Here is a 20,687-nt window from a genome sequence, read left to right as displayed (position 1 = left end):
AAATCACATCTTTTATATTAATTAATTCCTCCTCCTAAAGATCGGTAAAGATCTACTTCAGCATTGAGCTTTTCAAGGCTTATATTGATATATTCAAGATCATTTTGAAGTTTATTATTCTGTGCGGTGATGACCTCTAAATAAGTAGCCATACCACTTTTGTATAATTTGAGTGCATCATTGATCCCTTTATCCAAAATACCGGTTCTTTGTTCCAGTAACGTTAACCTTTCTGAGGTTCCTTTAGATTTTGCCATCGCATCTGACACCTCACTTACGGCTGTCATCATCGTTTGTCTGAAAGTGATCACAGCTTTCTCCTGATCGATAAGTGCTGTCTGATAAGCTGTTTTTAGTTGTCTTTTTTGCAAAAGTGGCAATGCTAAGTTACCAGCTATTGTCTTAGCAAGTGATCCGGGTAGATCAAACCATGAGCTTATCTGTGTGGAATTTACTCCTATTTGTGGAGTAATGCTAATGCTTGGATACATGGCTGCTTTGGATAAACCTGTTTTCGCATTAAAACTTATTACCGAAAGTTCTGCAGCTTTAAGATCCGGGCGACGGCTTAAAAGTTGTGCAGGAACTCCTTCCAATAATGTATTTTCGGGAATCATATTTTTCATGGTATTCCCTCTTGCGATCTTACCGGGATATTCACCACATAAAATACTTAATGCATTTTCCTGCACTGAAATATTCTGATTGGCCAATGGGATCAGCAGTTCAGCAGTTTTTTTCTGAGCTTCTGATTGTTGTATAGCAAGCGAATTGATTTGTCCTGCAGTATATTGAAGTTTCATCATTTTCAGCGTGTTATCACTTAATTCAATATTCTTTTCTGCGATCTTCAATTGTTCATCCAAACTGATAAGATTGTAGTAGGCTTGTGCAACCTGTACGATAATACGGGTCTTAAGAGCATTGATGTTTTCTTTTTGTGCCAAATAATCAGCTGCAGCAGATTCTTTCTGCATCTTTGTTTTACCCCAGATATCAACTTCCCATGACAATCTTAAGGTCGCATTAAAATCATCAATATATTTAGTTCCTACAAATTGCTCATTAAGTGAACCGTTAAGGCTGTTTTTTGAAGCCCATGTCCTGTTTGCCCCTGCATTAAAATCTACAGTTGGCATAATGTTATTCTTTGCCTGCTTATAAGCGAGATCCAGCTGTTCCATATTTTTTAGAGCTGTATGGATTTCATTATTCTTCAGGAGAGCTTTTTCTATAAGACTGATAAGCTGCGGATCTTTAAAGAATGTCTTCCAGGGTAATATTACGGTGTCTCCGGTTACCTTTGAAGCTGCTTTATAATTTTCCGGAATATCCAGTGCTGGTCGGGTGTATTTTTTTCCTACAGCACAGGATAGCAGAAATGATGCTATGACGCCTGTTATAAGGAAGTTTTTTATATAGAATGTGTTCATTTTTTCTATTTTAATGATTAGACATTAGCGTTCTTTGATGAAATTTTTTCATCGATATACTGAAAGAACATATACAGTACAGGAATCACAAAGACCCCAAGGACAACACCGCTTAGCATTCCCATTGCTGCACTCATACTGATGGACTTATTTCCTGAAGCCATTCCTCCGGAGGATAACATTAAAGGGATCATTCCCACAATAAATGCCAGGGAAGTCATAATAATAGGACGTAATCTGGATTTAGCACCTTCAAGAGCTGATTCCAGAAGGGGCATTCCTGCTTTTCTCCGTTGAATGGCAAACTCAACAATCAGAATGGCATTCTTCGCGAGAAGACCAATAAGCATGATCAGTCCCACCTGTACATAGATGTTGTTATCTAGACCGATTGCTTTTATTCCTAAAAATGCTCCTAAAATACCAGTAGGAATCGAAAGCATTACTGCTAATGGAAGAATATAGCTTTCATATTGAGCAGCAAGAAGAAGGTAAACAAATAATAAACAAAGTCCGAAGATGGCAATGGTTTGATTTCCTGAAGATTTTTCCTCTAAACTTAAACCTGTCCATTCATAGCTATAATCTGAGGGAAGTTTATCCAATGTTTTTTCCAGCGTTGACATTAATGCTCCGTTGCTTACTCCTGGTTTTGGAGTTACATTGATGTTCAGTGAATTGTAAAGGTTGTATCGTCCCACGGATTCCGGGCCATACACTTTCTTTAAAGTGATGAGGGTATTCGCGGGAACCATTTCTCCTTTATTGTTCTTCACAAAAATATCATTGAAAGCTTCTGCATCCATTCTGAAAACTCCATCAGCTTTTATGTTGACTCTGTAGAATTTTCCAAATCTTGAAAAGTTCTGAGATTGGTCTCCTGAGAAATACGTTTGAATATTTCCTAAAAGATTTGAAATGCTAACACCTAATTGTTTGGCCTTATCTTCATCTACTTCCAGCTCCATTTGTGGGTAATCTGCACGGAACATAGTATATGCAAAAGCAACATCCGGATTTTGCATAAGCTTTCCTATAAGTTCATCAGCCTTAGCTTTTAAAACCTGAGGATCACGTCCCATACGGTCCTGGAGAACTATTTCCGCATCATTGGTCATTCCATATCCTTCTACCGGTGGCATCCTGAAAGTCATTACACTTCCCTCTCTGATACTGGAAAACTTTTCATTAACAATTGCCATAATTTCATCAATATCCTGCATAGCCCCTCTTTCCTTTTTAGGTTTTAATTTTACAAATCCCATGGCATATGCAGGTCCAGAACTATTACTTAGCAAGTTATAGCCTGTAATTGAAGTGTTTTCCTGAACGGCATCCAGCTTTTTCAGGATGGCATTCATTTTATTGGATACTTCTGTTGTTTTCGTTAATCCTGTTCCCGGAGGCATACTTAATGTGTACATAAATAATCCGTCATCTTCCATCGGAACGAAACTTTTAGAAGTAGTCGTCATTAGCCATGCCGCTGCGGCTATAATTCCTATCACAAGACCTCCTGCTATCCATTTTTTATTGATCAGGAACCTTACGCCTTTTACATATCGGTTGGTTAGGTTATTAAAACTTGCATTAAATGCTGTAGAAAATCTTTTTCCAAATCCGTTTTTCTTACCATGTTCATCATGAGCATGATTATTTTTAAGAAAAACAGCACATAAAGCTGGTGTCAAAGTCAAAGCATTGACAGCCGAAATAATAATAGCAATTGCTAATGTATAAGCAAACTGTTTATAAAATAACCCTGCTGAACCAGACATAAATCCAATCGGGATAAATACAGCAGACATTACCAGTGTGATAGAGATTACCGCTCCTGTAATTTCGTTCATCGCCTTGTGCGTTGCTTCTTTACCTGTAAGGTTCGTTCCTTCCATATTGCTATGCACTGCTTCCACGACGACAATAGCATCATCTACTACAATTCCGATGGCTAAAACCAATGCGAAAAGCGTTAGGACATTAATCGTGAACCCTAATACCAAAAGGAAAAAGAAGGTTCCAATAATCGCTACCGGAACCGCAATAGCAGGAATAATAGTAGATCTGAAATCCTGTAAGAATAGAAATACAACAATAAAAACAAGGATAAAAGCTTCTATTAAAGTAGATTTTACCTGGCCTGTTGCTTCATCCAGTCTTTCCTTGGTACTGATTACTTTAGCATATTTAATACCGGGAGGGAATGATTTTGAAAGTTGCTCAATAGATTTATTAATACCTATTTCAATTTCATTGGCATTGGACCCTGTGGTTTGCATGATTGCAACCGTTACTGCACTTTTACCATTGGAAAGGTTATCTCCACTGTAAGAAATGGCCCCGAATTCTATTCTGGCTACATCTTTCAGACGGATCAGTTTGGTACCGTCATTTTTAACCACAATGTTTTCAAATTGTTCAGGTTTATTTTTTTTTCCTTTGTATCGGATTACATATTCCAATGAAGCATTAGATTCTTCACCCAATTTTCCGGGAGCAGATTCTAAACTGTGATCAGCGATAGCAGTTGATACATCAGAAGGTTCAAGTCCGTAAGATGACATTTTCTGAGGATTGAGCCAGACTCTCATCGAATAATCTTTGATACCAAAAACCTGTGCCTGACCAACTCCTTTTACTCTTTTTACCTGTGGAATAAGATTAATATTGGCATAGTTCTGCAGGAAAGTCTCATCATATTTTTTATTATCATCAGTATATATGTTAAACAGCATGATCATACTGTTTTGCTGTTTGGAGGTCGTAAGTCCCATTCTTACCACTTCCTGTGGTAAAATAGGGGTTGCCTGTTGTACCCTATTCTGCACATTTACTGCTGCCTGATCAGGGTTAACTCCCTGTTTGAATATGATTGAAATGGAAAAAGTACCGTCATTACTTGCGTTAGACTTCATATACTGCATATCTTCAACGCCATTGATCTGCTCTTCCAAAGGTGTTACCACAGAACGGATAACGGTCTCACTATTTCCTCCGGGATATGATCCTGACACCATAATCGTAGGTGGAGAAATATCTGGAAATCTCGTTACGGCAAGTTTACTAAGGCCTATAATTCCCAATATCACAATGATAAGAGAAATTACGGTTGCCAATACCGGACGATCTATTATTTTTTTTAGCATGTCTTAATTTCTTTGAATGAATACATTTTATTAGTTCTGTTTCGAATGGGTAATTTGAGGCAATACAAGTGCTCCGTCAGTAAGGACATCAATTCTGTTGATTGCAATTTTATCTCCTGCTTTTACCCCTGATGAAACAAAATAATCACTGATCGTTCCTCCTGAAATTTCAATGGGTGACATGACTACTTTATTCTGAGGATTTAGTTTATAGACAAAAAACTTATCCTGAATATCTTTTACAGCTGTTTTTGGAAGTTTAATAACATCCTCTACAGATTGATGAATTTTTACCCTTGCTGTTCCGCCTGCACGTAATAATTTATCAGGATTTTGAAATATGGCTTTCAGCTGCATACTTCCTGTCATCCTGTCGAAATTCCCACTGGCATTTTCTAGCTTTCCCTTATATGCATAAGTAGAACCATCCGGAAGAATCAGTTCGACATTTCCGGTTTGATCTTCAGAAGCCATTTTAGCTTTGGTATAACGAAGGAAATCCGCTTCGTTCATCGCAAAATAGACGTTTACTGTATTGATATCGGAAAGTGTAGTAAGCGGAGTGGCATCGGAAGGAGTAATTAAATTTCCAGTTCTGTTGACGATCCTGCCAATATATCCTGATACGGGAGCTTTTATATAGGCAAAGCCAGCATTGATCTTTGAAGAACCTAATGCGGATTTAGCCTGCGCCACTTGTGCTGTAGTTGCTGCATAGCTTGCCTGAGCAGTTTTTAGTTGCATTTCGGAAACTACATTTCCTTCAACCAAGGGTTTTAGTTTTTCTACCTCAAGTTTGGCGCTCGCCTGGTTGGCCAGTGCTATTTTTAATGCAGCATCACTATTATTTACCTGTTCATTATAGACTGAAGGATTGATCCTGAAAAGAGTCTGCCCTTTTTGTACATATTGCCCTTCCTTTACATATACGGTCTCCAGATAGCCTGTAACCTGGGCTTTGATATCCACATTATCCTGTCCTTCAATACTTCCCGGATAACCGGATGAAATATCAGCATTTCCTGATTGTAACTGGATGAAATCTGTAGGTAATGCAGACATTTGATTGTCCCCATCCTGTCCTTTTCCGGAGTTGCAGGATTGTAAAAAAACAGCTGCTGTCAATAGCAGTACTAAATAACCTTTTTTATAATTCATGAGATGCGATTTACTATTTGTTGACTACAAAATAATCGCAAAAACAGGCTCTTTATAGAGATAATTTAAGTGAAACGGAATTATTTAGGGATGAAACGTTTGATATTTAAAATGAAAAGAAAACGATCTTTTAAGATGAGATTGGTCGGGTAAGATCTTTGATTTAAGATTGAAGAATAGGCTGTATTTTAAGCACTGTCATTGACTACATCGAATCTTCGATTTCAGAACGAAACAAAGTGGAGTGAAGAATCTCAGTATTATTTCTAGAGAGTTATTAATCCAATAGATTTCTCCTACCGTCGAAATGACATGACGCATATTTTACAATATTTGTCATTGACCATGTCGAATCTTCGATTTCAGAACAAAACGGAGTGAAGTGAAGAATCTCAATATTATTTTTAGAGAGTTATTAATCCAATAGATTTCTCCTACCGTCGAAATGACATGACGCATATTTTACAATATTTGTCATTCAGAACGAAACAAAGTGGAGTGAAGAATCTCAGTATTATTTCTAGAGAGTTATTAATCCAATAGATTTCTCCTACCGTCGAAATGACAGGATGGAATTTAATAATCCATCCAAGCCTTCAATGCTGAAGCTTTCTCTCTGCTTACAATGACTTCAATATCCGGATGCTTAATAAGTTCCAATTTTAATTTTCCATTAAAATAATTGGAAATTTGTAGTACAGAATCTATGTTGATAATAAATTGTCTGTTGGCTCTGAAAAACATTTTGGGATCCAGCTGTTTTTCGAGTTCTTCAAGGGTTTGAGGGACAATTTCGGTATTTCCGTTTTTTAATACTGCTCTGCTCACGCCAAGTTCTGTAAAGAAATAGAGAACATCTTCTGACAATAATGTTTTGTAGCCATCTCTATGGGCAAGAAGAAAGCGTTTTCTATAATCTTTGGGTTGGATATAGTTGAGCAATCCTTCAATGGCAGTTCCTACGTAAGGAATAGTTTCCATAAAGGTTTCATAATGTTTGAGAGCTGTTTCTAGTTCTTCTTCTTCTACGGGTTTTAAAAGATAGTCAATACTATTGTATTTAAATGCTTTTACAGCGTATTCATCATAAGCAGTAATGAATATCACAGGACATTTAATTTCTGTCTGGTTAAAAATTTCAAAGCTCAACCCATCAGCAAGTCGGATATCCATCATGATAATATCGGGAGATGTGTTTTCCTCAAGCCATTTTACAGAAGATGCTACAGAATCTTCTACGGACAGGATTTCTACATGAGGCCTTAACTTTAAAAGCAATCTCTTTAAACGGTCTGCATTGGGCTTTTCATCCTCAATGATCAGGATCTTATTGAGTTTCATAATAATGGTATTTTTGCAATGAAATCTTTTTCTGTTTTCAGGATCAGAGGTTTTCTATCCCCTAATAACTCAAATCTATTCATAATATTTTTAACTCCTACCCTTGCAGATTCTGCTTTATTGACCAAAGGGGATAATGTATTATAAACCACTAAATTTTTACTTGGTATGGTATAGATCTTTATCTCTAAAGGATTGGATTTTAAAGTTTGATTATGTTTAATTGCATTTTCTACTAAAAACTGGAGGGTCATTGGGGGAATCAGCATGTTTCGATATTCATCATTAATAGAGATATTAAAGATCACACCTTCTCCTATCCTTTTCTTGATCAGGAAAATATAAGAATCCAAAAATTTAAGCTCTTCATCTAAAGCAATACTGTCCTTTTTTGAATTGATGAGAAGATAGCGGTATACTTTGGAAAAATTTTCAGCATATTCATAACCAAGCTGTTGGTTTTCTAAGATGAGTTCTGACAGAACGCTGAGATTATTAAAAATAAAATGAGGGTCAATCTGCAGTTTTAAAGCCTGCAGTTCCGCTGACATCGCCGCCTGTCTGTGTTTTGAGGCTCTTAATTTATGCTGGCTTACTTCAAGGGCAGATTTTTTCCAGTTTTCCAATAGAAAATCTCCTGTATTTATAGCGCTGATAATAAGTGAAATAATAATGTTAGTAGCTACCCACTGTCCTAATAAGGTTACTTCTTTACGATAATCCATTTTGGGAATATTATCTGAAGTGTCGGAGAAGATATAATTGACAATAATCACAAGAAGGATACTTCCGATGATCTGAAGAAATCCTTGTAAAAAAAGCCGGTTTACACTACGGTCACTCCATGGGAGCAGTTTATTGAGCTGATAATCGATAAATATGCTGATTTCGGAAATAATAATTGAAAAAAGTAAAGCCCAGGGAAAATCAGTGATCAGAAACTTCAATGGTTCATGAATGTATTCCTGCCATACAGGGTCAAAAGGATCCATGAGATAAGAAAATATATAAAATGTAAATAAGGCCACTGTCCAGATGAGTAGTCTTTTCTTTGTTGTGGAGAGGAATATTTTTTTTCTTATCTTATTTTTTCTTTTCATAGAGATATGTGCTTGTACTCGTAATAATTTTGTAAATATAAATATTGATTCTTTAAAAATGCTTTTGATTTTTATGTCAAGCAGGAAAAAATTAAGGTGAAATGTTGAATGAGTGGTTTAAAACGAATCATCTGTTTTTAGAGGAAAGTCTTATAGATGGATGTTAGTTTTATTATAATTATTGGCATTTTGATTACATTTACATCCGCAAACATATATTATTTATGTAATGGCAAAATCTACGATTCCACTTCATAAAAACGAACTTCCATCTGTTGGTATTGAAATTTGTCCCATTGGTGAGCTTGATGAAATATTACAGGTTCCACACCGGGATGAGCATTTTATGTTTGTTCTTCAACAGGAAGGGTATTCTTTGTGGGAATTGGATTTCCGGGAAATAGCATTATCCGGAAGTTCGATCCTGTATGTGGCTCCTGGTCAGGTTCACCGGTATTTAAAAAACAAAAATTCTAAAGGTTGGTTTGCATTTGTAGATACGGGACTAATTCCTAAAACATACCTTGAAATTTTCAATACTTATCTCAATTCCAATCAGGAAGTATCAATAACAAAGGAGCATGATTTATTTTCATTAATTCCGGTTTTCGATTCTATATTGCAAAACTCAGAAGCTCCTTTTCAAAGTAATCTCATAAGCTCCTTTACTGATGGTCTGACAGGACTTGTCATCAGGAGCCTTGTGGAAAACCGACATTCTGAAAAGTTACTTGGTGGGCAGAAATACAAAACTGTAATGAACTTTAAACAATTGGTTCAGGCTCATTTTAAACAACTCAAGCAGGTAAAAGAATATGCCTCAGAGCTTAACATTACTCCTCTTTATCTGAATGAGGTAGTAAAAGAAATTACAGGTTTTGCCGCAAGCCACTGGATACAGCAGGAAATTATTCTTGAATCCCAACGACTTTTGTATTATACGAACCTGGATATAAAACAAATTGCTTTTGAACTGGGGTATGAAGATCATGCCTATTTTTCCCGCTTTTTTAAGAATCATGCGGGATGTACAGCATCACAATTTCGGAATAAGAAACCATTATTTGTCCAATTATAGCCATTGAATAGCTATCGTTAAACCTTCCCTCCTGGCCTACTTTTGTACTCGTAAAATAACTAAAAAAAAACGATGCAATATGGCCGTTAAAAGTACAAAATTAGTCGCGTCCAATACTGGGGATGCAGCTATACATCAACAAAAAATACCATTAACAAAAGTCTTAGCTCCTATAGTAATTTCTGTATTTGCGGTGTACCTTACTATTGGTATTACATTAGGCGCTTTGCCTACACTTATTAAAAATGAATTAAAATTTGACACCTTTACCGTGGGAATTGTCATCGGATTACAGTTCCTGGCTACTTTACTGACCCGGGCTTATGCCGGAAAAATAACAGATACGCTTGGCGCCAAAACCAGCAATCATCGGGGGATCTTTATGGTTTTCATTGCCGGGATCATATATATCACAGGAAGTTCTTTAGGACAGTTTCCAATTGTAGCACTGGGCTTGCTGATCTTTGCAAGAATAATACATGGTATTTCAGAAAGTATGATGGTGACCGGAGCTTTGACATGGGGAATTGGTTTGGTAGGTCCACATAAATCAGGTAAAGTAATGACCTGGAATGGGATTTCTATGTATGCGGGAATAGCTATAGGTGCACCTCTAAGTATGTGGTTGGGTAATCAATTTGGATCATCCGTTCCATTTGTACTGATATTGATACTATCTGTTATCAGCTGGTTGTCTACTGCCAAACTACCCACTTTAACTGTAGATCCTACTCACGTCAGAACTCCATTTTACAAGGTAATCGGAAAAGTTTCAGCTCAGGGATTGGCATTGGCTTTTTCTTCGTTGGGATTCGCCTGTATTGCTTCTTTTATAGCTTTGCTCTTTGCAGAGAAAAATTGGGGTGATGCTTCTTTAGGATTTATCTGTTTTGGAGGCTTTTATGTTCTTACACGACTTTTATTTTCTTCATTTCCTGACAAATATGGAGGGTACAAAGTGGCATTGGTTTCATTTGCGATTGAGATTATCGGACAACTATGTATTGGTTTTTCTTATTCAGGTTGGATGGCTATTGTGGGCTGTGCGCTTACAGGAATAGGATTTTCCCTTGTATTTCCTTCTTTGGGAGTTCTGGCTATCAAAAAAGTTACTCCTCAGATGAGAGGAACTGCTTTAGGAGCTTATTCCGCTTTTTTCGATCTCTCATTAGGATTAGCGGGTCCAATAGCTGGAATTATTGCCGGATGGTTTAGTTATCAGTCTATTTATATATTTGGTGCTGCTGGTGGCTTACTTGCCATACTGATTTTAGTAATGAAAAAAGATAGTCACCAATAAAGTAGGTTGGATATCTTCTGATGAATTATTACTGGCTGTGTAGCTTACAAAAAAAAGACTAACCTTTCCGGTTAGTCTTTTTTATATTGTATAATGAATGAATTTATTTTTTCATCCAAGACTGATTGTCTTTTTTATCAGAACGCTTTTTACCGTTATCGATATTATAGGCAAAACCAACTCCTAAGGTTTGTTTTAGCTGTGTTCTTCTGATCTGGTTGTGATCATATAAAAGATCTAAAGTAATGTTGGTAGAAATGAATTTGTTGATCTTCATATTTAAAATACCACTATAAGAAAGAACTAATCTTTCCGGGTGATCCAGATAGTTTGAAAACACAGACCCAGTATTCGTCAGGTTGATGTTTTCCATGATTTTTATTTTATAAATGGCCGTTCCCAGGAAACCAAACTGGAATAATGAAGAGTCTCCATCATTTTTTAATCCATACGTTCCGGCATATTGAAGATCTTTATCCAGTACAAATGTTACTCTTGCATTCGCAGGTCTTAAAGTCATGGTGAAATTATCATTAGGTCTGTACGTAAAACCAGCACCTACATTTAAATAGCCCGGAGCCATAAAGTTAGATATTTTTTTAGCATCAGGATTATTTCCATCTTCATATCCTGGTGCAAACTGAGTTTGTAAACTTACTCCTCCAGATACGTACCAGCTTTTTGCAATCTCTCTACCATAATTACTTGAAAGATTGATCACATCCTGCGTTTTTCTGGTTCCAACACCCTGTGTGTTATTTTGTCCATATCCAAGGATAATAATGTTTTCCCAAAGGTCTTTTCCTTTTTCATAAGTAAGGTTGTAATTCACTCCGGCAAGCCAACCGACGTTGTTAGCTCCACCACCTACCCAGTTGGAAAATGCAGCCTGGTTCAGCATTAAAGTGTTTTGACCTTGGATACTCCATGCTTTTGTGGTATCTACAGCTGGAGCCTCAGTTTTTGCTTCTTGTGCAGTGGCAAAAATCCCCAAAGAAAGGGTGAGGGTTAATAAAATTTTTCTCATAATTTAAAGATTTGGTTGCAAAAATAGAAATATAAATTTTGTTAAAAATTATTAAAAAAGCCTAAGTTTACTTAAAATTAAGATTTTTTATTTTATAATTTGATAAAGTTGTAGAACAATATTTCATAAATCATTCACTTTTGTATGAAATATATCGTATTGATCAGGATTTGTGATAGAAATCATTTTGTTGGATGCATGAATACATTATGGTGAATAGGTTTCTACATTTAATTCTACGATAATATCATACGGTCATAGCGCTAAAAATTCTTACTTTTGAAAGACACAAAAAATGACTGATTGAATGAAAAAAGAGATCCTGTATCTAAAAATTGCAGGGATTATCGAGAAACAAATTCTCAATGGTACCCTACGGCTTGGTGATAAAATACCTTCAATACGAACAGTACAGAAAGTTTATAATGTTAGCATCAATACGGTGAGACAGGCATTCTTAGAACTGGAAAGTAAGTCGCTGATAGAACCTGTTCCCAAATCCGGCTATTATGTAAGTAAAGCTTCACAAAGAAAATTTTCACTTCCCTCTGTAATTATCTTAGATTCGTTACAAAAAGAAAAACACCCTGAAGATCTTTTCCATAAAACATTTGCTTCATCAGAAAATGAAAATATTACCCATTTTTCTTTAGGTTTACCGGAAAAGAAACTTTTACCGATAACTCAGCTTAACAAGAGTGTGACTACTGTTATGAGAAGTTTAGCCAATGGCGGAGTCACCTATGAGTCCATTCAAGGGAATGTTAATTTTAGAAGAACAATTGCGAGGTGGGCATTTATGCTTGAAGGTAAAATCACAGAGGACGATGTGATTGCAACATCCGGAGCAATGAACGGAATGTTTACCTGCCTGATGGCTGTTACGAAGCCTGGAGACAAAGTCGCTATTGAAAGTCCTGCTTACTTCGGGATTCTTAAGATGCTTAATGCCATGGGGCTGGAAGCGGTAGAGATTCCATCCGATCCTTCTACAGGATTAGACCTGGACGCATTGAAAAAGGTTCTGCCAACGATCAGTGCCTGCTGCTTTGTAGTAAATTTCAATAATCCATTAGGCACTTTAATGCCGGATGATCATAAGAGAGAACTAGTGAAAATGCTTACAGAACGAGATATTCCGTTAGTAGAAAACGATATGTTCAGAACCGTGTATTATGGAGCGGAAAGACCTAAGCCTTGTAAGGCATTTGATGAAGCTGGTATTGTAATGTTGGTTAATTCTGTATCTAAAACATTAGCGCCCGGCTATCGGGTGGGTTGGATTATTCCCGGAAAATATAAAGATAAAATTATCCAACAAAAATTAATACAAACACTTTCTACGCCTGCTATTTATCAGGAAGCCATTTCTCATTTTTTAGAGAATGGAAGATATGATCATCACTTGCGTACCTTCCGGAAAACCATACAGTCCAATTGCTTACAGCTTTTGAAGGGAATAGAAGATTATTTTCCGGACAATACAAAAGTTTCTCAGCCTGAAGGAGGCTTTATGCTGTGGGTAGAACTTGATAAAAAAATTGATACCGTTAAACTTTTTGACATTGCCATCAGGCAGAATATAAGTTTCGCTCCCGGGAGAATGTTCACTCAATATAATCAATACAACAATTGTATGAGGCTTAACTTCGCTATGGAATGGAATGAGAAGATCAGTTCAGATCTGAAGATGCTTGGTAAAATTATTACAGAATGGTAATCTGTGCCCTAATAAAAAACAACAACTGTATCTGTACCTGTGATACAGATTGGTCTAAATTTGTAAACAACAAAACCAAATGATTGAAAAAAAGTTGATGAGGCTATGAATAGTATTTATAGCTTCATCCTTTTTTTATATCCTATCCTATTTTCTTTATTAAAAATTCTCTGCTTTTTCATTCCTTATTGATGCTCATTTTTTGAAAATAAACAGGCTTATATCTATTTAATGAGAAATATTTTATCTTGTTTTATTCTTTATTAATCGTGGAAACAAAGTGATAGTGGATGAGCTAGGTATAATTACTGAGCAAAAAAAATGGTGCTTTCTACTCTACTATTTGTTTTTTTATAATCGCAACTTTGACTTGTTAACCATAAAAACAAATACCATGTCAAAATTCAAAATTAACATCATTGCAGGTCCGCTTTGGAGCAATGATCAGGCTCAAAAAATAGGTGGTCGTATTGCTGCTGCCCATTTAGGAAAATTTACCGGACAATGGAGCACCATTGTTGAGGGAGAAATGAGTGTAATCGAAGTTGAGTATGATACTGCTCCATCAGGAAGTACAGAATATACAATGGATGTTCTTGCTGGTCCTATCTGGAGCAATGATGATGCTAAAGAAATATGTCCTTCCATCTGCGCTTCTTATGGAGGTACATGGAATGGGCAATGGACCACAGTTATAGAAGGCAAAATGAGCGTTTGCGGCTGTGTATTTAAATTCTAAAAATTAAAAAGTTCAAAGAACCCTTGGGATTTCCTGAGGGTTTTTTAATTGTTTGGTCTTGCATTTCTAATGGTAATACAGCAATATTTGCATTAAAGAATAAAAGTGTATATTTGAAAATATTTTAATTATATGCATGCATAATATTAATATGTTGTTGATAAATAAATTAAAATATTAATAAAATTGCAATGTGTTACATAATATATTTATTATATTTGCACTTCGAAATAATTTTTTTTCATCATTTGTGTTTTTTAAGGCCTCCCTCGGGAGGCTTTTTTTATAAGGTAGAAATGTCAGATGATTGCTTTTTAAACAAGACAGGAGAAGCACCGGTGGATCTTTTGAAAAAGCTGCTAAAATAAGCCACCTCTTCAAATCCTAATTCATAGGCAATTTCTTTTGCTGACTTATTGGTATACAACAATAGTCTTTTGGCTTCAAGTATAATTCGCTGCTGGATGATTTCAGAAGGCGTTCCATTGTTGTACAGGTTAAAAAAATTAGAAAGTGTTTTAGGAGATTTGTTAAGCTGGTCAGCGTAAAACTTTACAGAATGCTCAGATTTATAGTTTTTTTCAACGAGAAGATTGAATTGTCGGATGATATTCAGTTTTTGTTCAGGCAACTGATCTGCAACAAATTGCTTTTTTGCTGATCTGGTGATCAGAATAATCAATCGTTTTAAAAGCATTCGAAGCATATCTTCTTGTATATCATCTATATCCTGGAATTCTTCAATAAAGATGCGAAGAAGTAAAGTCAGCTTGTCACGAACTTTATCTTCCACAGACACAAACATACTCTGGGATAAACCATAAAAAAGAAATCCTACACACCCTACTTCTGAATCATGGCTTTCAATACAATAAAAATCTTTATTAAACTGCCATACAATAATGTCCGAATTCTCAGGAAACTCGAAAGACTGGTTAACCATCAAACAAAGTATAGTGCCAGATTTAAAGACGTAAGAAATTTTGTCTATCGTAATCAGGATATCTGAACCCTGATTCCATGCCAGTGTGAGAAATTTATCTTTACGGTCTTTTCCGTAAAATACTCTGTCAAATTTTTCTTCATTGACGAGGAGTCTGCAGGCTGCTTCTGTCTGCTTATTATAGAAATTATAGATCATCTTCTATCTCACTTAATTTTTTAATAAAAATCTTATAAAAACAAATGTATAATATGCAAAGGGAAAAAAGCATAAACCTTCGGGAAATTGTTCTATTTTTTTGAAATCCGGGATGGTGCAACTTTGTACTATTAATTTTAAACAATAATTAAAAATGAAAAATTTTCAGATTCCTCAAAAAGAACAACTTTCAGAAGCCAATCAAAATATTTTTAATCAACTGGAAAAAGGAGTTGGATTTGTCCCAAATCTTTATGCTACTTTCGCGCATTCCGAGAATGGTCTTAGTACTTATTTAGGGTTGCAAAATGCGAAGTCTTCCCTGAAAGCAAAAGAAAAAGAGGTAGTAAATCTTGTGGTAAGTCAGTATAATAATTGTCTTTACTGTTTAAGTGCTCATACTGCCATTGCGAAACTTAATGGATTCAATGATGAACAAATCTTGGAAATCAGAAAAGCAAAAATTTCTTTTGATTCCAAATTAGATTCTCTAGCCAATCTTGTTCAGGAGGCTGTAAGTAAAAAAGGAGAAATTTCTGATGAAACAAAGGAACGTTTTTTTAATAATGGATATACAGAGGGAAATCTGGTGGATGTGATTATTGCTATTGGTGATAAAGTAATAACCAATTATCTATATGCGGCTACTAAAATTCCGGTAGACTGGCCTGTAGCTGCGGATTTATAATCATTTGAAACCAGTAGAAAAGGCTGTTCAGGTATGATACAGCCTTTTTTATACTTAATTTTCAGTTGCATACATATGTATAAAAGATTCCAGAGCCTGAGATTTTGGAATGTTCTTCAGATAGATCAATGAGGTAGATATCATACTGATTTCCTTGCTGAGTTTAAAAGTCTTCAGTTTTCGGCCTCCATAATATTGTTCAACAAGTTCCAAAGGAAGGATGGTAACCCCAAGTCCAGCTTCTACAAAATTGATAATACCTTCTATAGAATTCAATACCATACTTTTATATTGAATAACCCCTCTGGAATTCAACATGGTTTCCAGTCTGGATCTGTAAACACATCCCTGTTCAAAAACTACAATACTGAGATTATCTTTTTTTAGAAGATGATTAATCGATTTTTCTTCAAGCGAAGTCACAATCACCAATTCATCCTGTTTAATATGGATCTGCTCCAGTTGGGATGAATGAATAGGAGAAGAAACAAATGCGGCATCCAGCTTATAATTTAATACATCATCAATCAGCTTGTCGCGGGTATCAGATTTAAATTCCAATGCTACATGAGGATATACTTTCATAAAATCAGAGAGGATTCCGGGAGCTTTAAACACTAAAGTAGTTTCTATACATCCTATGCATAAGTTCCCTCCGATCTGATCCGATTTTTTGATCTCTTTTTTCGCTTCATCTATAATATGCGTGATCTTTCGGGCATATTGAATAAAAGCATGTCCAGATGTCGTTAAAGAAACTTTCCTGGAAGTACGTGTGAAAAGCTGAGCTTCTAATTCTTCTTCCAAGGTCTTTATTCTTGCAGTAACGTTAGATTGTACAGTAAACATGACTTCGGCAGCTTTTGTAAAACTTCCGTGAACCGCAACTGCCTCAAATATTTTTAAATCATTTAAATTCATATATCATTTTTTATGATGGTACTAATCATAATTAATCGTTTTATGTAATCAAATATATGACGTAATTTTGAAATAACAAAAAATAAAAACAATTATGAATCCAACCATTTATTACAAAAATGCAGATGTTAATGGCCTGAATATTTTCTATCGCGAGTCGGGACCAAAAGATGCTCCTATCCTATTGCTTCTTCACGGATTTCCTACTTCTTCACATATGTTTCGTAACCTGATCCCTAAGCTGAATGATCAATACCACATCATTGCACCTGATCTGCCTGGTTTCGGATTTAGTGATGCCCCGGACTCTTCTCAGTTTAGCTATACATTTGATAATCTTGCTAAAACAATGCAAGGCTTTATAGACGCGCTTGAACTTAAAAGATTTGCTTTGTATATATTTGATTATGGTGCTCCAACAGGTCTTAGGCTGGCTTTGGCTAACCCGGAAAAAATTACAGGAATTATTTCTCAAAATGGAAATGCATATGAAGAGGGGCTTAGTGACAACTGGAATCCAATAAGAAAATACTGGGAAGATCCTACTCCTGAAAACCGTAGACTTCTAAGTGATTTTACTTCTGAAAAGATGACCCAATTCCAATATCTGGAAGGAGTTAAAGATCGTTCGCTTATCGCCCCGGAATCTTATGCATTGGATCAGTATTTTCTGGATCGTCCGGGAATGAATGATATTCAGATTGATCTGATGCTGGATTATCGTACCAACGTAGCATTATACCCTAAATTTCAGGAGTATTTTAGAAAATATCAGCCTCAGTTTCTGGCAGCATGGGGAAAATATGACCCTTTCTTTTTACCTCCTGGAGCGGAAGCTTACAAAAAAGATATACCTAATGCTACCGTAAAATTCTATGAAACCGGACATTTCGCACTGGAAACTCACGCAGAAGAAATAAGTAATGATATCAAAGCGTTTTTAAAAGACCTTCCTTTATAGTCTCTGGTGTTTGTATTTCATAAAAAATGTCTGACCATTTGATCTGGTCAGACATTTTTTTAATTTGAAACTCAAGAGAATACTTAAATTATAGATTCAGGTTTTCAATAACCATAGCAGAAGCTCCACCACCACCATTACAAATAGCAGCTACTCCATATTTCCCTTTTTCCTGTTGCAGTACATTAAGCAAGGTCACCAGAATTCGGGCTCCTGAAGCTCCTATCGGATGGCCAATCGCTACTGCTCCACCGTATACATTCACTTTTTCAGGATCAAAGCCTAAGATTTTCTGATTGGAAAGTACAACAGAAGCATACGCTTCATTAATTTCAAAATAATCTATTGCTGAAAGGTCGAGATTAGCATGCATAAGAGCTTTTGGAATAGCTAATGCCGGTGATGTTGTGAACCATTCAGGTGCTTGTGCAGCATCTGCATAGCCGATAATTTTGGCCATTGGTTTTAATTGGTACTTTTCTACAGCTTCTGCCGAAGCCAGGATCAAAGCAGCAGCTCCATCATTCAAATTACTGGAGTTGGCAGCAGTGAGTAGTCCATCTGTTTCAAAAACAGGTTTCAGCTGGGCCATTTTTTCAGGGATAAGTTTATAAATGTCTTCATCTTTATCAATCGTAATGGTTTCTTTCCCTTTGGTTACTTCAACAGGTACAATTTCATTTTTAAATTTTCCCTGAGCTGTTGCATTTTGTGATTTTTGATAAGAAGACAATGCATAATCGTCCAATTCTTGTCTTGTATGTCCATACTTTTTTATACCCAACTCTGCAGCGCTTCCCATATGAAAATTATGATAAACATCCCATAATCCGTCTTTGGTCATTCCATCGGTAAGAGTAAGGTCTCCCAGTTTTTTTCCATTTCGTATAAAAGCATAATGAGGGGTATTGCTCATGCTTTCCATCCCTCCTGTTACAATAAGGTGTTCGAGACCCAGCTGGATCTGTTGTGCGCCTAATGATGTTGCCTTCATTCCCGAAGCACATACTTTATTGATGGTAGTAGCATCTTTATCATACGGAATATCAGCAAAAATAGCTGATTGTCTTGCCGGAGCCTGTCCTACACCTGCACTTAATACATTTCCCATATAAACACTGTCCAATAATTCAGGCTCTAACGAAATGCTTTTATAAGCTTCACGAATAGCCAAAGCTCCCAGTTGGGTTGCTGTAAAAGTGGATAAGTTCCCAAGTAACCCTCCGACGGGAGTTCGTTTTGCTGATACGATGAATACTTCTTTCATGATGTTGATTTTATTAAATTTTATATGATTTATTTTTAATGGTCTGCTGAAACGATCACTATTTTTTTATTCTTATTTCTCTTCAGAAAAAATAATAATAAAGGTAAGACAAATATAAATGCCAGACCAATAACCATATACGCATCGATATAACTTAAAAAGAAAGACTGTTTCACTACAATTTTTTCCATTAATGCTATTGCTTTTTGTTGCGCTTCGGGAAGACCGGATCCTTTACTCTGAAAAACCGAGGTGTAAGCTTGTAGCCTGTCCATTACTGATCTGTTGTCGGGAGTAAGGTTCGAAATAAGATCAGTACGATGAAGTGCAACCCTTCTTGCGATATAGGTATTGATGATAGATATCCCAAATGATCCTCCCAATTGTCGCATCATATTGTTAATGGCAGTTCCCTGAGGCATATCTTCAGGTTTTAAAGAAGATACTGCCAGTGATGCTAATGGAACCGTCAGTAAAGCCATTCCCAATGCCCTGAATATTAAATTAATGGAAATAGTGGCAAATGATACATCCAGGTTTACCTGTGCCATGGACCAGTTAAAATAGATGAAACAACAGAACCCAAGTAATACAACCAAAGCTGGAGGTACTCCTTTTTGAAGAGCTTTACCGGTAATGATCAATGCAAATACAGCGATGATCGATCCTGGCAATAATAAAAGTCCAGCCTGTGCAGGATTAAAGCCTAAAAAACGTTGTGCTAATACCGGTGTAAGATAAATGGAGGTAAACATTCCAATTCCGGTTATGAATGTAAGGATAGCTGAAATACTTAAAGAAGGATGTTTAAGCACGGATAGTTTTACGACAGGATGTGGTATGGTTAGTTCCCTATGAACAAACAAAACAAGAGATAAAACAGCAGCAACAGTGAGAAAGATAATATACCGTGTTGCGAACCAATCTTCAGTTTCACCACGTTCCAAAACCGTTTGTAATGATCCAATTCCTATAATTAGCAGGATAATTCCTAGCCAATCAATCTTTTTGACCTTTTGCCTTGTCGGGGATTCTGGTAATAATTTAAAACATAAAATAGCAGCCAGAATACCCAAAGGAATATTGATATAAAAGATCCATCTCCACGAAAAATTATCCGTAATGAATCCACCCAGTGTCGGGCCAATAGTTGGACCTATAAAGACTCCGATTCCAAATAAAGCACTGGCTATATTTTGTTTTTCTTTTGGAAAGCATTCATACACAACCATTGCTGATACAGAAAGTAAGGCACCACCTCCAATCCCCTGAAGAAACCGAAACATGACCAATTCCCAGAGATTGGTTGAATTCCCACACATAAAGGAACAGAAGGTAAATAGTATAATTGATCCAATGTAATAATTTCTCCTGCCCAGATTATTTACAAGGAAGCTTGTCATTGGAATGATGATTACGTTGGCGATCCCGTAAGCTGTGACTACCCAGGAAATATCTTCTAAGGTTGCTCCTAAATTTCCACTCATGTAATTAAGAGCCACATTGACAATGGAAGTATCTATCAGTTCCATGATAGCTGCGGAGATTACCGTTATAATCAGAATGATTCTTTTCATTTTATTAATCTTTATTAACTTTAATAAAATATACCGATTGGTATATTTTAAATCAAAAAAAATGTAACCAATTCATAGCACGTCCTTTCG

General features: G+C 36.1%; 16 protein-coding genes. 6 read left to right on the top strand and 10 right to left on the bottom strand.

Annotation, left to right across the window (positions count from 1 at the left end):
- Window positions 1-17: 17 nt before the first annotated feature.
- The 5 genes from JHL15_RS12820 to JHL15_RS12800 form a co-directional block, all read right to left on the bottom strand.
- Window positions 18-1,433, bottom strand: a complete 1,416-nt coding sequence (locus JHL15_RS12820) for an efflux transporter outer membrane subunit (RefSeq protein WP_200246276.1) — start codon at window positions 1,431-1,433, stop codon at window positions 18-20.
- 17 nt (window positions 1,434-1,450) lie between these two features.
- Window positions 1,451-4,579, bottom strand: a complete 3,129-nt coding sequence (locus JHL15_RS12815; protein WP_200246275.1) for an efflux RND transporter permease subunit — start codon at window positions 4,577-4,579, stop codon at window positions 1,451-1,453.
- 30 nt (window positions 4,580-4,609) lie between these two features.
- Window positions 4,610-5,737: an efflux RND transporter periplasmic adaptor subunit gene (locus JHL15_RS12810; protein WP_200246273.1), complete on the bottom strand. Its 1,128-nt coding sequence runs from the start codon at window positions 5,735-5,737 to the stop codon at window positions 4,610-4,612.
- Between the two features lie 576 nt (window positions 5,738-6,313).
- The gene (locus JHL15_RS12805) at window positions 6,314-7,078 is read right to left on the bottom strand and encodes a LytR/AlgR family response regulator transcription factor (RefSeq protein WP_200246271.1); all 765 of its coding nucleotides are present in this window, start codon (window positions 7,076-7,078) and stop codon (window positions 6,314-6,316) included.
- On the bottom strand, window positions 7,075-8,178 hold the full coding sequence (locus JHL15_RS12800) for a sensor histidine kinase (RefSeq protein WP_200246270.1): 1,104 nt from the start codon (window positions 8,176-8,178) through the stop codon (window positions 7,075-7,077). The genes JHL15_RS12805 and JHL15_RS12800 overlap by 4 nt, the downstream gene beginning before the upstream one ends.
- Window positions 8,179-8,407: 229 nt before the next feature.
- Here JHL15_RS12800 and JHL15_RS12795 point away from each other — a divergent pair, with 229 nt between their 5' ends.
- Both JHL15_RS12795 and JHL15_RS12790 read left to right on the top strand, forming a co-directional pair.
- Complete coding sequence (locus JHL15_RS12795) at window positions 8,408-9,256, top strand: helix-turn-helix domain-containing protein (RefSeq protein WP_200246267.1); 849 nt, start codon at window positions 8,408-8,410, stop codon at window positions 9,254-9,256.
- A 79-nt stretch (window positions 9,257-9,335) separates the two neighbouring features.
- Entirely contained in the window at window positions 9,336-10,556 is a 1,221-nt protein-coding gene (locus JHL15_RS12790; protein WP_200246265.1) for an MFS transporter, read from the top strand.
- Between the two features lie 103 nt (window positions 10,557-10,659).
- On the opposite strand, the gene JHL15_RS12785 is transcribed toward JHL15_RS12790, so the two are convergent.
- The gene (locus JHL15_RS12785) at window positions 10,660-11,583 is read right to left on the bottom strand and encodes a DUF3078 domain-containing protein (RefSeq protein ID WP_200246263.1); all 924 of its coding nucleotides are present in this window, start codon (window positions 11,581-11,583) and stop codon (window positions 10,660-10,662) included.
- 307 nt (window positions 11,584-11,890) lie between these two features.
- Here JHL15_RS12785 and JHL15_RS12780 point away from each other — a divergent pair, with 307 nt between their 5' ends.
- Window positions 11,891-13,303 (top strand): aminotransferase-like domain-containing protein, encoded by a 1,413-nt coding sequence (locus tag JHL15_RS12780; RefSeq protein ID WP_200246261.1) that lies wholly within the window; start codon window positions 11,891-11,893, stop codon window positions 13,301-13,303.
- Window positions 13,304-13,697: 394 nt separating this feature from the next.
- Window positions 13,698-14,042: a mannan-binding lectin gene (locus tag JHL15_RS12775; protein ID WP_200246259.1), complete on the top strand. Its 345-nt coding sequence runs from the start codon at window positions 13,698-13,700 to the stop codon at window positions 14,040-14,042.
- Between the two features lie 283 nt (window positions 14,043-14,325).
- On the opposite strand, the gene JHL15_RS12770 is transcribed toward JHL15_RS12775, so the two are convergent.
- Window positions 14,326-15,183 (bottom strand): helix-turn-helix domain-containing protein, encoded by an 858-nt coding sequence (locus JHL15_RS12770; RefSeq protein ID WP_200246257.1) that lies wholly within the window; start codon window positions 15,181-15,183, stop codon window positions 14,326-14,328.
- 154 nt (window positions 15,184-15,337) lie between these two features.
- Here JHL15_RS12770 and JHL15_RS12765 point away from each other — a divergent pair, with 154 nt between their 5' ends.
- Entirely contained in the window at window positions 15,338-15,871 is a 534-nt protein-coding gene (locus JHL15_RS12765; RefSeq protein WP_200246255.1) for a carboxymuconolactone decarboxylase family protein, read from the top strand.
- Window positions 15,872-15,925: 54 nt separating this feature from the next.
- Here JHL15_RS12765 and JHL15_RS12760 read toward each other — a convergent pair whose 3' ends face one another.
- A complete protein-coding gene (locus JHL15_RS12760; protein ID WP_200246253.1) occupies window positions 15,926-16,792 on the bottom strand; it encodes a LysR family transcriptional regulator in 867 nt (288 codons plus the stop codon).
- Between the two features lie 94 nt (window positions 16,793-16,886).
- On the opposite strand from JHL15_RS12760, the gene JHL15_RS12755 reads away from it, so the two are divergent.
- Window positions 16,887-17,753, top strand: coding sequence for an alpha/beta fold hydrolase (locus JHL15_RS12755; RefSeq protein ID WP_200246251.1), 867 nt, complete (start codon window positions 16,887-16,889; stop codon window positions 17,751-17,753).
- Between the two features lie 88 nt (window positions 17,754-17,841).
- Here JHL15_RS12755 and JHL15_RS12750 read toward each other — a convergent pair whose 3' ends face one another.
- Both JHL15_RS12750 and JHL15_RS12745 read right to left on the bottom strand, forming a co-directional pair.
- On the bottom strand, window positions 17,842-19,020 hold the full coding sequence (locus tag JHL15_RS12750) for an acetyl-CoA C-acyltransferase (protein WP_200246249.1): 1,179 nt from the start codon (window positions 19,018-19,020) through the stop codon (window positions 17,842-17,844).
- A gap of 35 nt (window positions 19,021-19,055) precedes the next feature.
- The gene (locus JHL15_RS12745) at window positions 19,056-20,597 is read right to left on the bottom strand and encodes a DHA2 family efflux MFS transporter permease subunit (protein ID WP_200246247.1); all 1,542 of its coding nucleotides are present in this window, start codon (window positions 20,595-20,597) and stop codon (window positions 19,056-19,058) included.
- Window positions 20,598-20,687 lie beyond the last annotated feature (90 nt).

This window comes from Chryseobacterium paridis, assembly GCF_016595215.1.
Classification (GTDB): domain Bacteria; phylum Bacteroidota; class Bacteroidia; order Flavobacteriales; family Weeksellaceae; genus Chryseobacterium; species Chryseobacterium paridis.
This window is presented reverse-complemented; position numbering and strand designations above follow the sequence as displayed.

Excerpts from the sequence above, each read along its gene's own strand:
- JHL15_RS12755 (WP_200246251.1), top strand. The coding sequence starts at position 16,887 with ATGAATCCAACCATTTATTACAAAAATGCAGATGTTAATGGCCTGAAT.
- JHL15_RS12750 (WP_200246249.1), bottom strand. The coding sequence starts at position 19,020 with ATGAAAGAAGTATTCATCGTATCAGCAAAACGAACTCCCGTCGGAGGG.
- JHL15_RS12765 (WP_200246255.1), top strand. The coding sequence starts at position 15,338 with ATGAAAAATTTTCAGATTCCTCAAAAAGAACAACTTTCAGAAGCCAAT.
- JHL15_RS12810 (WP_200246273.1), bottom strand. The coding sequence starts at position 5,737 with ATGAATTATAAAAAAGGTTATTTAGTACTGCTATTGACAGCAGCTGTT.
- JHL15_RS12745 (WP_200246247.1), bottom strand. The coding sequence starts at position 20,597 with ATGAAAAGAATCATTCTGATTATAACGGTAATCTCCGCAGCTATCATG.
- JHL15_RS12795 (WP_200246267.1), top strand. The coding sequence starts at position 8,408 with ATGGCAAAATCTACGATTCCACTTCATAAAAACGAACTTCCATCTGTT.
- JHL15_RS12780 (WP_200246261.1), top strand. The coding sequence starts at position 11,891 with ATGAAAAAAGAGATCCTGTATCTAAAAATTGCAGGGATTATCGAGAAA.
- JHL15_RS12775 (WP_200246259.1), top strand. The coding sequence starts at position 13,698 with ATGTCAAAATTCAAAATTAACATCATTGCAGGTCCGCTTTGGAGCAAT.
- JHL15_RS12790 (WP_200246265.1), top strand. The coding sequence starts at position 9,336 with ATGGCCGTTAAAAGTACAAAATTAGTCGCGTCCAATACTGGGGATGCA.
- JHL15_RS12815 (WP_200246275.1), bottom strand. The coding sequence starts at position 4,579 with ATGCTAAAAAAAATAATAGATCGTCCGGTATTGGCAACCGTAATTTCT.
- JHL15_RS12800 (WP_200246270.1), bottom strand. The coding sequence starts at position 8,178 with ATGAAAAGAAAAAATAAGATAAGAAAAAAAATATTCCTCTCCACAACA.
- JHL15_RS12820 (WP_200246276.1), bottom strand. The coding sequence starts at position 1,433 with ATGAACACATTCTATATAAAAAACTTCCTTATAACAGGCGTCATAGCA.
- JHL15_RS12785 (WP_200246263.1), bottom strand. The coding sequence starts at position 11,583 with ATGAGAAAAATTTTATTAACCCTCACCCTTTCTTTGGGGATTTTTGCC.
- JHL15_RS12770 (WP_200246257.1), bottom strand. The coding sequence starts at position 15,183 with ATGATCTATAATTTCTATAATAAGCAGACAGAAGCAGCCTGCAGACTC.
- JHL15_RS12805 (WP_200246271.1), bottom strand. The coding sequence starts at position 7,078 with ATGAAACTCAATAAGATCCTGATCATTGAGGATGAAAAGCCCAATGCA.
- JHL15_RS12760 (WP_200246253.1), bottom strand. The coding sequence starts at position 16,792 with ATGAATTTAAATGATTTAAAAATATTTGAGGCAGTTGCGGTTCACGGA.